Below are 12,231 nucleotides of genomic sequence, written 5' to 3'. Positions count from 1 at the left end.
GGCGGATCTTCCGCCACGCCCGGTGCAGCCCGAACTGGCTTACGTCAGCAGCCAAAGCCGTCCTCACCCTGGAGCTTCAACGCTGAAAGAGCTCACTGGCTGCAGCCCGGACTACGGTCGCGACGGACCCGAGGCCCGGAAGGTGCTACGGTCCCCGGAGCCGGCCTGCATCTGGCAGATCGGGCGGTACTCAGGGTCAGGAGTTGAGGATCTCCTGGATCCGGGCGGCGACCCGCGAGGCCTGGAGGTCGCGGCCCTTCTCATTGGGGTGTGCGTAGAAGGGGATCGGCTGGCCGAGGATTGTGACCTGGGAGGGCTCGAAGATGCCGCCGATGCCGCGCTCGGCGCCGTCGCACGCCGTGTTGGCGCCGGTAGTGTCGTAGAGGTCGACGAAGTCGGCGCCGGCGTCGGCGGCGGCCTTCTCCATGGTGTCGTCGAGGCGCTTTTGGGCCTGGTCCAGAACGGGCAGGGCGTCCTGGGGGACGTCGGAGAACGGCAGGCTCTTCTGGCCAGGGGCCGCCGTCAGACACTTGGTGGCGTCCTGGGCACCAGGCGGGGGTATCCGACCAGCACGCGCTTGGCGTCGGGGGAGCGCGAGGCCATGTGCTGGAACATCGTGGCCAGGTCGCTGCCGACCTGTGTGAGTCGGCCTTCCAGCCACGTCTTGCCGTCTCCCGACGTGAAGAAGGCCCCGCACTCCGCGGACGGGGAGGAGGCGTCCACCGGTTCCCCGGGCACTCCGGCCGCGCCCCGGAGATTGTCGGAGCACTGCTTGAGGATGCGGATGAATCCCAGCGTGTTGCCGCCCAGACTGCCTACGGCCAGGCGGGTGTCGGCGTTGAGGGCGTTCTCCTGCGCCGAAACCGACTGGAAGAACCCCAGGCTCTGCTTCTGCCAGAAGTTGTCGATCAGCGCGCCCAAACAGGAGACGTCCGCTTGGACGTTGAGCGTGACGCCCTTGGCCGCCAAGGGTCCGGGTGGCGACGGTGGGGTAGTTCTCATCGGCCTGGAAGCAGAGGGTGTGGCGGTTGCCGTAGGTGGCGATGCCGTAGTTCGAGGTGTAGGAGTCGCCGAAGAACACCGTCGGCACCGGCTGAGCGTCCGCCGCGCCGGCGGCAGCCGCCGGGAGGGCGAGCGCCAGGCAGCTGCCCAGCGCGACAGTGACAGCGGCCATCCGGGCCCGCGAGGCGGTCGCCGTGGTGCGCGTGGCTGAAGGCATGGCGGTGCCCTTTCGTCGGATCCGTGACGGGACGAACAGAATGCAACTGCACGTATTCATGGATGCGCTTTCCGTTACGATCCAGCGGGCGCGCCGCACCCGGGCGATCCCGACAACCCCTCCAGATCCATTCGCCCCATCGGCCGAAACCAGCCAGGAAGCGACAGCGGGCGAAGCGCGTCCCCGCACGCGCGGGGGTCAGCCGGCGAAGCTGCTCGACCTGGCCGATGCCCATAGCTCCTCGGATCGAGCGGGGCTCGCCAGCCGACGTTCTTCCGGTCAGGTCAGTGGCTTGTCGGAGCCCGTGGCCTAGAGTGCAGCCTCTGACGGGCTGACGGCCGGAGAGGGGCTGGGCGATGACCGAGGCGTGGGACCGGCTCCGGGCGATCATGGGCGAGCCGGTCTACATCCCGGCGCGAGTGCCGTGGGAGCTGGCACCGGCCGAACTCGGGGTCCAGCTGCCGTCGGACTACCGGGCGTTCGTCGACTTGTACGGCGCGGTGAACCTGAACGGCGAGTGGGGCGTGCGATCACCGACGAAGCATTCCCGCATAGCCGACTCTCCGGGCGGCCTGGCTGGGTGGCGCTTTGAGACCGACACCGAGTTCCGGGAGCAGGTTGAGGGTGAGGACGAGTTCTGGGACCAGGAACACACCCCTGTCTTTCCGGACCCGGGCGGGCTGCTGCCCTGGGGCATGAACAGCAATCACAACTACTGCTGCTGGCTGACCACCGGCCCGGACCCGGAGCAGTGGCCGGTGGCCGTGTTCTGCGACTTCGACGGCATCGCCGACGGTGAACTCGCCCGTTTCGACGGCGGCTTCGCTGAGTTCGTGGCGACCGTACTCACCGGCGCCTACGCCCATGAGGATGAGTTGCTGGTGCGCCCGGACCCGGAAGAGTGGGGATCTCAACCGGTCCGACCACTCTGGACACCCGCCTACGACTGGACCGGCAAGGACTGGGGCGCGGAGTGGGGCATCTCCTGGTACCGGCCCACCGGCTCGACGGAGATGCCCTGGACCAGGTAACGACGATCCGGTACACCACTGTGACTGTGCCGAGGCTGCCTCAACTCGTGCGCGACAGGAGGAACGACCCCACCCGTGAGCTGGATGGTCAAGCGGCGAGGGCGAGAGCGAGGGCGGAGTAGGAGCAGGCGGTCGCCTCGTCGAGCGCTACTGCAACGACCTCAAGGACCCTCGTCCCCGCGCCAGCGGGGGTCAACCGTCCGTGATCGGCCGGCTGGTCTGGCACACCGGGGTCTCCCCGCGCTGCGGGAAGTGTTCTCCGCCGCCCGGCACCAGAGGTGCTGGGTCCACAAGGCCCGGGATGTGACGAACGCCTTGCCGAAGTCCGCACAGCCTGGCGTGACGAAGGCGATGCAGGAGATCTACAACGCCGAGGACCGCGCGCACGCCGAGAAGGCGATCGAGGCGTTCGCGAAGACCTACGGCGCCAAGTGGCCCAAGGCCGTCGCCAAAATCACCGACGACCGGGACGAGTTGCTGGCGTTCTACGACTTCCCAGCCGAGCACTGGATCCACCTGCGGACCACGAACCCGATCGAGTCGACGTTCTCCACGGTCAAGCTGCGGACCAAGGTCACCCGCGGAGCCGGCCGCCCGGCCGCCGCACTCGCGATGGTGTTCAAGCTGGTCGAGTCCGCACAGGTCTGCTGGCGCGCGATCACCGGCGCCCACCTCGTCGCCCTCGTCCGCTCAGGCGCACGGTTCGAGAACGGCGTCATGGTCGAGTGCGAGGAGACCGCTGCCGCCTGACCACGTCGCATCGGTCATCGAGAACCCTCGACGATTGTCCTCACCGAGGCGGCACGTGACCGGGTGGAAGCTCGCCACGCTCGGGGAACCAGAGTTCTCCGCCCGGCATATCCTGGCGAGCCTCTATGAAGTACTCAACCTCGCGGTCGAGCTGGACCCCCGGCACAAGATCAGCAATCGTTGGCAGGACTGCATCTGGAACAGGGTAGACGTTGTACATCCACACGTCGTCGCCTCGGTCAAAACCTCCGCGGACCTGAACGATGTCCTCTCGGCCCAGTACGGCAACCACGACCCGCTCGAAGTCGCCGCGCCAGACCACAAGGTCCCATGCGACGTTCTTCCCCTCATGGAAGGGATACGGCCGCGCGCTCAAAGTTGTCCCCCTCGGGTCGAGTCACCCCAACGTGCCCAGCTCCGTCTATGGTCCGATCGCTGCCCCGTGATCCACAAGCCTTGACGATTGCTCCGGCCGAGCTCTGGTCTACGCCCCGCTGGAAGCCCCCTGCCGTCCTCGCCCGACTGATTCCCGAGGACTACTGGGGCCGGCCAGCGCGTGTACTGCGCCTCTGGCGGTTTCAGTTGCTCCCGGCGACCGAAAGCACGCGCGGCCCGGAGCAGTAATAGGTCACTGGGAGGAAGCTGAGTCGATCACGGCACCGCCCTCGGTCGTGGCAACACGGCCGAAAACGGCGGCAGTGAGTCTCGACGGTCACGAAAGGCAGCGCCGGAACGTCACCGCATGCTCGCCGACCGACATGGGCTGCTCTCCGGGCAGAGGCTCGACGGACCTCAGCAGGTATGCGGCGTACCGCGCCACCAGCGGCGCGAGGCCGAGGCAGCCAGCACCGCGCCCACGGTATTGACCAGCACGTCGTCCACCGAGGACACCCGGTCCAGCTGGAGCACGTACTGCAGGACCTCGATCGCCGTCGAGCAGGCTGCCGCGAGCGCCGCGACCCGCCGCGGAGAGGCCAGCGCCGCGAACCGTACCGGGCCGAAGAATCCCAGCGCCGCGAAGACCAGCAGGTTCCCGCCGACCTGGACGATCGCGGACCCCGGACCGGCCTCGACGGTCGCGATCAGGTCCCGCAGCGGCACCAGGCTCACCTGTGTCGGGGCGTTCGGGCCGGCCTGGTCGCCCGGCAGCATGGTCATCCACACCCACGGCAGCGTCCCGTGGACGATGCAGACCTCCGCCAGCGAGGCACGTCGTGCCCACGCCGGCGCGGAGCCGGCGGCCGTGCGACGGCGGGTCAGCAGCCACGTCGCCAGCGCCGCCAGGGGCAGCGCGAGCACGGTGAGGAAGACGATCCCGTTGATCGTGTCGAAGTAGGAGTGCAGCTGGTTGCCGTGGTGGCGGAGCGGCCGCTGCACGTAGAAGCCGACGAATGCCGCAGCGAGCAGCGCCAGGCCGCCGAACAGGGTCCGGCGCGTGCGACGGACTTGCGGTGTCGGCAGCGATGCGGTGTGGTCCATGGGCACCATTCAAACGGCTGCGGTAGAGCGGCGGTGCATGCCCCCAGCGCCCCGGTTCGGCGCATGGCGACGGCTGAGTTTGAGCCGTCTACCGTCCCGGTCGGCTCGGCCGAAGGGGGCATCTGGGACCTTGGGCCTGGTGCGGGGGCGTCAGGTGTCGGAGTAGCTGAGGTCCCCGACGGTCCAGGCGCTGATGTCTTCGATGGCGATGCGGTACATGCCGCCGGTGTGGGGCAGTCCGAAGTCGCCCTGCAGGATCTTCGCCCGGTGCAGGTGGAGGTGGGTGGGCCGCGCGGGCGTTCCTTCGGCGCGCAGGGTGAAGAGAGCGGCGAAGGGCTTCAGGTGGTCCGAGGCCTGGAGGACCTCCGCCACCCGTTCCCACCACAGGGCCACCGGGGCGAGCCGGCCGGTGATCACCGCGCCGGGGACGACCACGGTCAGGGACATCTGGTTGCTGTGCTCGGACTCGACCATCGCGGCGATGTCGACGAGCAGCCCGTCTGGGTTCGACATGGCACCAAAGGCTAGAACACGTCGACGTCCGGGTGCCGCCCGGGGCGGTGAGTGTGATGAGTGCGGGTGCTTCGCCGGTCTGAGCGGCCGGACTCCGGCGGGTGCCCGTGGCAACGGGCTCTGCCCTCGGTCAGGTGTCGGCGGCGGATTGCCGGCCGGGCTGGGAGCGGCGGAGTCGTTCGTTGATGCGCAGGGCTTCCTCGATTGGTCTTCGAGGATGACGATGCGGCAGGCGGCGTCGATGGCGGTGCCCTGGTCGACGAGGTCGCGGGCGCGAATCGCGATGGCAGTCGGTAGCGGGAGTAGCGACGGTGGCCGCCCTCGGAGCGCAGCGGGGTGATGAGGCCGTGGTCGCCCGGGGAGCGCAGGAAGCCGGGTGTGGTACCGGTCATCTCGGCGGCGCGGCCCACCGTCCCGGGCCGGTGCGGCGGGCCGGCGGGGTGTCAGGCCGGCGGGGGGGCGGGAGGGCGACCGGGGAGGAGGCACCGGGGAGGAGGAGGCGGGGCGTGCCGGTGCCGTCGGCGGGGGTGGCCCAGACGTCGGTGGCCTTGCCCGCCCGGGCCGGGAGGGCGTAGGCGAGGGTGGCGTCGTCGAGCCAGGCGGCCTGGTCGTCGACGCTGCGGGTCTCGGCCAGCGGGTGTTCGTGGAGGTCGGCCAGGTCGAGGACGTGGAGGCGCCAGGGCGCGGCGGGATCGGCGGAGACCTTCTTCTTGAAGGCGATCCGGGTACCGTCCGGGGAGAGCGAGGGGCATTCCACGTTCTCCCGCAGGGTGCGGGCCGACCAGGCCTTGAGGTCGCCCTCGACCAGGTGGGTGCGGCCGGCGGTGGAGACGGTGGCGTAGAAGCGGTTGTCGTCGGCGGCGAAGTTGACGCCCCAGTAGTTGACGTCGGCGGCGTGGTAGCGGGTGCCGCCGATCGTCAGCGGGATCTCCTCGACGGACTTGATCAGGTAGCCGGTGCGCAGGTCGAGGATCGACGTGCGGGTGGAGAAGCGGTCCGCCGCGTAGGAGTCGCCGACGGCGAAGGTGGTCCAGGAGAGCACCTGGCCGGAGGGCGAGACCCGGGCCCGGTTGGGGATCCCGGGGACGATCACCGACCGGAGTTCGGTGAACCGCCGGTCGTAGACCACCGCCTGGGTCCGGGCAGGGGTGCCCGGCAGGGCGCGCAGGCACAGGGCGTGGTCGTTCGCGGCGTAGAAGCGGGCGCAGGACGGGCCGCCGGGCTCGCCGCCCGGGCTGCGGGCGACGCGGCCGGTGGCGTTGTCGCGGTAGTAGAGACCGGGCTGATCGAGCGTGAACGAGTCGTTCGCGGCGACGAGTTGCGGTCCGCCGTCGCGTTGGCGGGCGTGCACCACGTAGCCGAGGGAGCCGCCTAGGAGGACGAGGGCGGCGAGGACCAGCAGGACCGTTCGCGACTTCATCGGCGCGCCTTCCTTCCCGGGAGGATCCGCCAGGCGGCGGTGAGTGCGGTGGCCAGGGCGAGGGTGGCCGCGACGAGGGCCGGGCGCGGCCCCCACCACGTCCAGGCCGCGCCGAACCCGGCCGCGCCGACCAGGCGGGCCAGGGCCTGTCCGGTCTGCAGGACGGCGAGGCCGCTCGCGCGTCCGGCGGCCGGGAGCGCGGGCGCCGCCAGCGCCATCAGCACGCCGTCGGTGGCGGCGTAGAAGACGCCGAGGAGGACCAGGATCAGCACGGCGGTCGGCAGGCTCGGCGGGGCCAGGAGCGTCAGGTAGGCGGCGAGCAGCGCGCCGTGGCCGAGGAGGAACGGGATCCGCCGTCCGGCGCGGTCCGCGATCCGCCCGGCGGGGACGGCGAGCAGCAGGTAGCAGGCCGCCGCGCCGAGTGGCAGCAGGGGGAAGAGCGCGGCCGACAGGTCGAGGCCGCGTTGGAGCAGGAGGTAGAGGAAGGAGTCGCCGACGGTCGCGGTGCCCAGCAGCGCGGCGGCCGCGACCACCCGCCGGAAGGCGGGGTCGGCAGTCGACCGGGCGGCCGTGCCGGTCGGGCCGGGTGCGGCGTTCGGCCCCGCGGCCGGGAGCGCGGACGGGACCGGGCGGGTCGATGCGGCCCGCGGCGGCGGTGCCGACGGGTCGGCCGGGACGAAGAGGCCCAGCACCACGACACCGAGCAAGCCGGTGGCGAAGCTGACCACGAACACCGCGTCGTACGCGTCCGCGGTCGCCCACAGCACCACGAAGGCGACCAGCGGGCCGAGCAGCGCCCCGGTCGTGTCCATCGCCCGGTGCACGCCGAACGCCCGGCCGAGGGTCTCCGGCGGTGCGCTGAGCGTGATCATCGCGTCCCGGGGTGCGGTGCGTACGCCCTTGCCGAGCCGGTCCGCGGCCAGCGCGGCGGCGATGCCGCCGGCGGCCCCGCCGGCCATCAGCAGGCCCAGCCGGGAGAGTGCCGACAGCAGGTATCCGGCCCCGGCGACGGTCCGGTGCCGGCCGGAGCCGCGATCGGCGAGCCGCCCGCCGAGGAGCCGGACCAGTGCCGTGGCTCCGTTGAACAGTCCGTCGAGGAAGCCGAACTGGAGGGGTGAGAGGCCGAGACCCAGGACCAGGTAGAGCGGCAGCACGGCGGTGACCATCTCCGAGGAGACGTCCGTGACCAGGCTGACCGCGCCGAGCGCGACGACCGTGCCCGGGACGCGCCGCCCCACCCCGGCCGGGTGGGGCGGCGCGTCCGGACGACGGCCCGTGGTGGCCAGGTACATCATCAGTGGCAGCTGTAGGTCGGGCTGGTGTCCTTGGCCTTGCCGTCCGTCCCGACGAAGCTCCAGCCGTACCCGGAGTCGGTGAGGTCCAGCTTCAGCACGCCGTAGTCGCCGCTGATCCGCTTCTGGCTGTTCGGCTGGACCTGCTCGATCGGGTACGGCTCGGCGCCGCCCATCCCGCCGACGATCTCGACGATCCCGTCGGCGGTGGCCTTCCCGTCAGGGTCCTGCGGGGCGAACCGCTCGTAGTGGTGGTCGTGCCCGTTGAGCACCAGGTCCGCCCGGGCGTCGTAGAGGATCCGCCACACCGGCCGGGAGACCGGGTCGTTGCCGTGCCCGCCGGAGGAGTACAGCGGGTGGTGCCAGTAGGCGGCGACGCACTTGCGGGTGTTGGCCGCGAGGTCGGCCTTGAGCCAGTCGATCTGGGCGCTCTGGTCGAAGGCGTTGGAGTCGAGGGCGACGAAGTGCCAGTTCCCCTCGTCGAAGCTGTACCAGCTCTTGCCCTGCGGGTAGGCGATGCTGCCGAAGTACGCCTTGTATCCGGAGAGCGAGCCGGCCGGGTCGTAGGTCTCGTGGTTGCCGGGGACGGGGTGGGTCTTCGCCTTGAACGCGCCCCAGCTCTTGTCGTAGTAGGCGCGGAAGTCCGACAGCCGGGCGTCGTCGTACTGGTTGTCACCCATCGTCAGATAGAACTTCGGGTCGATCTTCTGGGCGAGGGCGGCGGTCTTCGGGTGCGCGCAGGCGCTGTCCGAGGCGGTGCACTGCGCCGCGATGTCACCGGCCGCGACGACGGTGAACGCCCCGCCCGGGGCGGTCGCGGTCGGCGACGGCGTAACGGTCGGCGACGGCGTGACGGTCGGCGACGGCGTGGCGGTCGGCGAGGGCGTGGCGGTCGGCGAGGGCGTGGTGTCCGTGACCCCGTAGACCTCCATCTCGAACAGCGAGTACCCGTAGGACGTACCGCGGGCCGTGCCGTACATCCGGACGTACCGGCCCTTGCCGGTCAGCCCGGCCCAGTCGTCCGTGCCGCCGTTGCCGGCCTTCTCCTCGGCGACGGTGATCCAGGTCGCCCCGTCCGCCGACACCTCCAGCCGGTACGCCTTCGCGTACGCGGCCTCCCAGGAGAGCTTGATCCGCGAGACGGTGGCGTTCACCCCGAGGTCGACCCGCAACCACTGCGGGTCCTTGCCCTCCGCGCTCGCCCACCGGGTACCGGTGTTCCCGTCGAACGCCTTGCCCGCCGTGTAGGACGAGCTCTCCGTGGACGAGGCCGTGGCGGCCTTGCCCCGCGAGAGCAGCGGATCGGCCGCCGCTCCCGCCCGCCCGGACCAGCCGAGCAACACTCCGCCGACCAGCACGAGCACCGCGGCGAACACTCCGATGTGAACAGGCCTTACCGAGACTTGGGGACGCATCCCTGAACTCCCTGACCTCGAACGACGGCGAGAGCTGGACTCCGGCGGGGCCCGCACGCGATCCCCGCCGGTCGAGCGGTGGTTCCCTCACCACTGCGGCGGCCGGGTCAGAGCTCTCGCTGAGCGCGTCACGCCCCGGTCGAGGGGGCGCCGCGCCGAGCCGCCGCCGAGAGCCTAGTGAAAAGTAAAGTTTCCTGACAATAGTCCGGGCATGCCGAAATCCCGCGGATCGACGGGCACCGGCCTACGGGCGCCCCGGGGCGACCACCCGAAAATACCCCCTGGGGTATTTTGACAGAAGCACGACGCGCGGACCGCGCACCAGGAACGGAGCACGACACGGACTCATGACCGAGGACGTGCAGGAGCCCATGCCCGGGCCCGATGCCCCACAGCGTGCCGTGGCCCGGATCCTGGTGGCGGGCGTCAAACCGTTTGCAAGGATCCGCCAAGAGCGCCGGGAAAGGCTGGTCGGGTTCCGCGCGGCCGCCCGGACGCGGCCCGCGACCCGGGCCGTCGAGCGGCCGTGGCGGGAGCCCGGTCACCGGGCACCGACACATCCCACACTCTCGTACGGAGATCCCTATGCGGCAGCGTCCGAAACTCGTTCTGGTCGGCCAGTTCTCCGCTCTTCCCTGGGTGTTCGAAGGCGCGGAGCGCGCCGGTGTCGATCTGATCCTGGCGCCCCGGGGCGACGACGACCCCGAGCGGGCCCGCAAGGCCCCCGGGGTGGTCGAACTCCTGCCGCTGGACGTCGACGGGGATCCCGACGCGGCGGTGGCCGCGCTGGCGGAGCGGTTCGCCCGCCAGCCGTTCGACGGGATCATGGCGGGCAACGAGAAGGTCGTCCCCTTCGTCGCCCGGGCCGCGCGGGTGCTCGGGCTGACCGGCCTGACCGAGGAGGCCGCGGCGGTCGTCCGGGACAAGCGCAGCATGCGCCGGCTGCTCGCCGCCGCCGGTCTGGCCGTGCCCGGGTTCGTCGCCGTCGGCCACCCGGACGACTGGGCGGACGCGGCGGGCCTGCGCTTCCCGGTCGTGGTCAAGCCGGCCGACGGCTACTCCAGCCTGGGCGTGATCCGGGTCGACTCCGCCGGGGAGCTGGAGCGGGCGGTGCGCACCACCTGGGCGCTGTGCGACACCCACCTGGGGTACGACGACGCGGCGGCCGACGGCACCGGGGTGCTGGTCGAGGAGTACCTGGACGGCCCCGAGATCTCCGCCGAGTCGCTGGTGCACAACGGCCGGGTCCGGGTCTGTGCCGTCAGCTACAAGGGGGAGCTGAACGGCCCGTACTTCGAGGAGACCACGCTTCGGGCGCCCGCCCGGCTCCCGGCGGACGTCCTGGCGGCCGTCGAGCGGGAGGTGGTCGGTGCGCACCACGCCTTCGGCGTCACCGAGGGCACCACCCACACCGAGCTGCGTCTGGTCTCGGGCACCCGGCCGGTACTGCTGGAGATGGGGGCGCGGATCGGCGGCGGCGGGTTCATGCACCACCTGGTGCACGTCAGCAGCGGGATCGACCTCGCGGCGGAGGCGGTCCGCATCCACCTCGGCCGGGAGCCCGAGTGCTGGAGCACCGAGCCGGTGGGCACCGGGCACGCGGCGGCATACCTGGTGCCGGTGGGCGGCGGCGGCCGGATCGCCCGGGTGCACGGGCTGGACGAGGTGCGCGAGGAGCCGTGCGTGGACCACGTGGTGCGGACGGTCGGCCCCGGCGCGCTGCTGCGGCCGTACCCGGACTGGTCCGGGTACCCGGCGATCGTGCTGTCGCACCACGCGTCGGACGCCGCGGCGGTGGAGTTCCGCGACCACCTGGCACGGACCCTCAGGGTCGAGTACGACGGGCGGAGCTGAGGTGCCGCTCCGGTCGGCCGGGGCACCGGGGAGGCTGCCGGGGCCGTTCTGGTGGCTCTGGGGCGGAACGCTGGTCACCTCGGCGGGCGGCTTCGTGGTGCCGTTCATGGCGATCTACCTCACCACGGTGCGCGGCTACTCGGTCTTCTTCACCGGCGTGACCCTGACCACGTTCGGGGTGGGCAGCGGGATCGCCTCGCTGTTCGGCGGCATCCTGGCGGACCGGGTGGGGCGGCGGACGGTGCTGCTGGCGAGCGAGGTCCTCACCGTCGCGGGCATGGTGGGGCTGGGCCTGGCCCACGGCCGGGTGCCGGTCCTGCTGTTCACCCTCACGGTGGGGGTCGGCCTGAACGCCACCCGCCCGGCCCGCGCGGCGGCCGTCGCCGACCTGGTGGCCCCGGAGGACCTGCCGCGGGCGTACTCGCTGATCTACTGGGCCACCAACCTGGGCTTCTCGGTGGCCGCCGTGACGGCCGGGCTCGCCGCCTCCCACGGATTCCTGCTGCTGTTCCTGGTCAACGCGGTGGCCAATCTGCTCGCCGGCGTCATGGTGTACCTGCGGGTGCCGGAGACCCGCCCGCCGCCGGGGAGCGCCGGGGTGACGGACGCGGCCGGTGCGCAGCGCCCGCCGCACCGCGCGCCGGGCTTCCCGGTCCTGCTGGGTTCGGTGCTGATGCTCGGCCTGATGTTCCAACAGCCTCTGGTGGCAATGCCGTTGACAATGACGGGGGAGGGTCTCTCGGCCGCCGACTACGGCGCGGCGATGATGATGAACGGTCTCGTCATCGCGGTGCTCCAGCTCCCGCTGACCCGGCTGGCCGGGCGGCTCCGACCGGAACACGCGCTGGCTGTGGCAACCCTGGTGACCGGTCTCGGCATGGGGCTGACGGCCACCGTGCACGGCACCGTCGGGTACGGGGCGACCGTCGTGCTGTGGAGCCTCGGCGAGATCGTCGTCTGGCCGACGTGCATGGCGCTGGTGGCCGCACTGTCGCCCCCCGACCGGCAGGGCGGCTACCAGGGCTGGTTCCTGTCGGTCTGGAGCGTGTCGGTGGCCCTGGCCCCGGTGCTCAGCGCGCGGGTGATCGAGGCGTCCGGCACCACGGCGGTGTGGGGCGCCTGCCTGTGCCTGGCCGTGGTCTGCGCGGGCTGCCACCTGCTGCTGGCCCGGCTGCGCGGGGAGCGCCGGGCCGAGGCCGTCCCCGGCGAGAGGGCAAGCGTCACGCACTCCTGATCCGGCTCCGGCCGCCGCCCCGAC

At 71.7% G+C, this 12,231-nt stretch carries 11 protein-coding genes and 3 pseudogenes; 5 read left to right on the top strand and 9 right to left on the bottom strand.

Annotation, left to right across the window (positions count from 1 at the left end):
- A pseudogene (locus ABT048_RS36225) lies at window positions 1–86 on the top strand (IS5/IS1182 family transposase); the annotation flags it as partial.
- Window positions 87–196: 110 nt separating this feature from the next.
- Here ABT048_RS36225 and ABT048_RS36220 read toward each other — a convergent pair.
- Window positions 197–427, bottom strand: coding sequence for an SGNH/GDSL hydrolase family protein (locus ABT048_RS36220; RefSeq protein WP_350525864.1), 231 nt, complete (start codon window positions 425–427; stop codon window positions 197–199).
- 95 nt (window positions 428–522) lie between these two features.
- Window positions 523–1,002: an SGNH/GDSL hydrolase family protein gene (locus ABT048_RS36215; RefSeq protein ID WP_350525863.1), complete on the bottom strand. Its 480-nt coding sequence runs from the start codon at window positions 1,000–1,002 to the stop codon at window positions 523–525.
- Window positions 1,003–1,575: 573 nt separating this feature from the next.
- On the opposite strand from ABT048_RS36215, the gene ABT048_RS36210 reads away from it, so the two are divergent.
- Both ABT048_RS36210 and ABT048_RS36205 read left to right on the top strand, forming a co-directional pair.
- The gene (locus ABT048_RS36210; RefSeq protein ID WP_350525862.1) at window positions 1,576–2,250 is read left to right on the top strand and encodes an SMI1/KNR4 family protein; all 675 of its coding nucleotides are present in this window, start codon (window positions 1,576–1,578) and stop codon (window positions 2,248–2,250) included.
- A gap of 231 nt (window positions 2,251–2,481) precedes the next feature.
- Window positions 2,482–3,000, top strand: a pseudogene (locus tag ABT048_RS36205) (transposase); the annotation flags it as partial.
- A 40-nt stretch (window positions 3,001–3,040) separates the two neighbouring features.
- On the opposite strand, the gene ABT048_RS36200 reads toward ABT048_RS36205, so the two are convergent.
- From ABT048_RS36200 to ABT048_RS36170, 7 genes and pseudogenes are all read right to left on the bottom strand, one after another.
- Window positions 3,041–3,376 carry a hypothetical protein gene (locus tag ABT048_RS36200; protein ID WP_350525861.1) on the bottom strand — a complete coding sequence of 112 codons (336 nt, stop codon included), beginning with the start codon at window positions 3,374–3,376 and terminating at the stop codon, window positions 3,041–3,043.
- A 416-nt stretch (window positions 3,377–3,792) separates the two neighbouring features.
- Entirely contained in the window at window positions 3,793–4,479 is a 687-nt protein-coding gene (locus ABT048_RS36195; RefSeq protein WP_350525860.1) for a VanZ family protein, read from the bottom strand.
- 150 nt (window positions 4,480–4,629) lie between these two features.
- Entirely contained in the window at window positions 4,630–4,992 is a 363-nt protein-coding gene (locus tag ABT048_RS36190; RefSeq protein ID WP_350525859.1) for a GvpU-like protein, read from the bottom strand.
- A 130-nt stretch (window positions 4,993–5,122) separates the two neighbouring features.
- Window positions 5,123–5,402: pseudogene (locus ABT048_RS36185) on the bottom strand (MerR family transcriptional regulator).
- Window positions 5,381–6,412 carry a TolB family protein gene (locus ABT048_RS36180; RefSeq protein WP_350525858.1) on the bottom strand — a complete coding sequence of 344 codons (1,032 nt, stop codon included), beginning with the start codon at window positions 6,410–6,412 and terminating at the stop codon, window positions 5,381–5,383. Before ABT048_RS36180 ends, ABT048_RS36185 begins: the two are co-directional and overlap by 22 nt.
- On the bottom strand, window positions 6,409–7,704 hold the full coding sequence (locus tag ABT048_RS36175; RefSeq protein WP_350525865.1) for an MFS transporter: 1,296 nt from the start codon (window positions 7,702–7,704) through the stop codon (window positions 6,409–6,411). The genes ABT048_RS36180 and ABT048_RS36175 overlap by 4 nt, the downstream gene beginning before the upstream one ends.
- Window positions 7,705–7,706: 2 nt before the next feature.
- Entirely contained in the window at window positions 7,707–9,119 is a 1,413-nt protein-coding gene (locus tag ABT048_RS36170; RefSeq protein WP_350525857.1) for a discoidin domain-containing protein, read from the bottom strand.
- A 585-nt stretch (window positions 9,120–9,704) separates the two neighbouring features.
- Here ABT048_RS36170 and ABT048_RS36165 point away from each other — a divergent pair.
- Window positions 9,705–10,973, top strand: coding sequence for an ATP-grasp domain-containing protein (locus ABT048_RS36165; protein WP_350525856.1), 1,269 nt, complete (start codon window positions 9,705–9,707; stop codon window positions 10,971–10,973).
- A 1-nt stretch (window position 10,974) separates the two neighbouring features.
- The gene (locus tag ABT048_RS36160) at window positions 10,975–12,207 is read left to right on the top strand and encodes an MDR family MFS transporter (protein ID WP_350525855.1); all 1,233 of its coding nucleotides are present in this window, start codon (window positions 10,975–10,977) and stop codon (window positions 12,205–12,207) included.
- The last annotated feature ends 24 nt before the right edge of the window (window positions 12,208–12,231 follow it).

Origin of the sequence: Kitasatospora sp. NPDC096140 (assembly GCF_040303045.1) — a bacterium.
Taxonomy (GTDB): domain Bacteria; phylum Actinomycetota; class Actinomycetes; order Streptomycetales; family Streptomycetaceae; genus Kitasatospora.
This window is presented reverse-complemented; position numbering and strand designations above follow the sequence as displayed.

Coding starts and splice junctions, on each gene's coding strand:
- ABT048_RS36220 (WP_350525864.1), bottom strand. CDS start 427: ATGGAGAAGGCCGCCGCCGACGCCGGCGCCGACTTCGTCGACCTCTAC.
- ABT048_RS36210 (WP_350525862.1), top strand. CDS start 1,576: ATGACCGAGGCGTGGGACCGGCTCCGGGCGATCATGGGCGAGCCGGTC.
- ABT048_RS36215 (WP_350525863.1), bottom strand. CDS start 1,002: ATGAGAACTACCCCACCGTCGCCACCCGGACCCTTGGCGGCCAAGGGC.
- ABT048_RS36165 (WP_350525856.1), top strand. CDS start 9,705: ATGCGGCAGCGTCCGAAACTCGTTCTGGTCGGCCAGTTCTCCGCTCTT.
- ABT048_RS36195 (WP_350525860.1), bottom strand. CDS start 4,479: ATGGACCACACCGCATCGCTGCCGACACCGCAAGTCCGTCGCACGCGC.
- ABT048_RS36180 (WP_350525858.1), bottom strand. CDS start 6,412: ATGAAGTCGCGAACGGTCCTGCTGGTCCTCGCCGCCCTCGTCCTCCTA.
- ABT048_RS36190 (WP_350525859.1), bottom strand. CDS start 4,992: ATGTCGAACCCAGACGGGCTGCTCGTCGACATCGCCGCGATGGTCGAG.
- ABT048_RS36175 (WP_350525865.1), bottom strand. CDS start 7,704: ATGTACCTGGCCACCACGGGCCGTCGTCCGGACGCGCCGCCCCACCCG.
- ABT048_RS36170 (WP_350525857.1), bottom strand. CDS start 9,119: ATGCGTCCCCAAGTCTCGGTAAGGCCTGTTCACATCGGAGTGTTCGCC.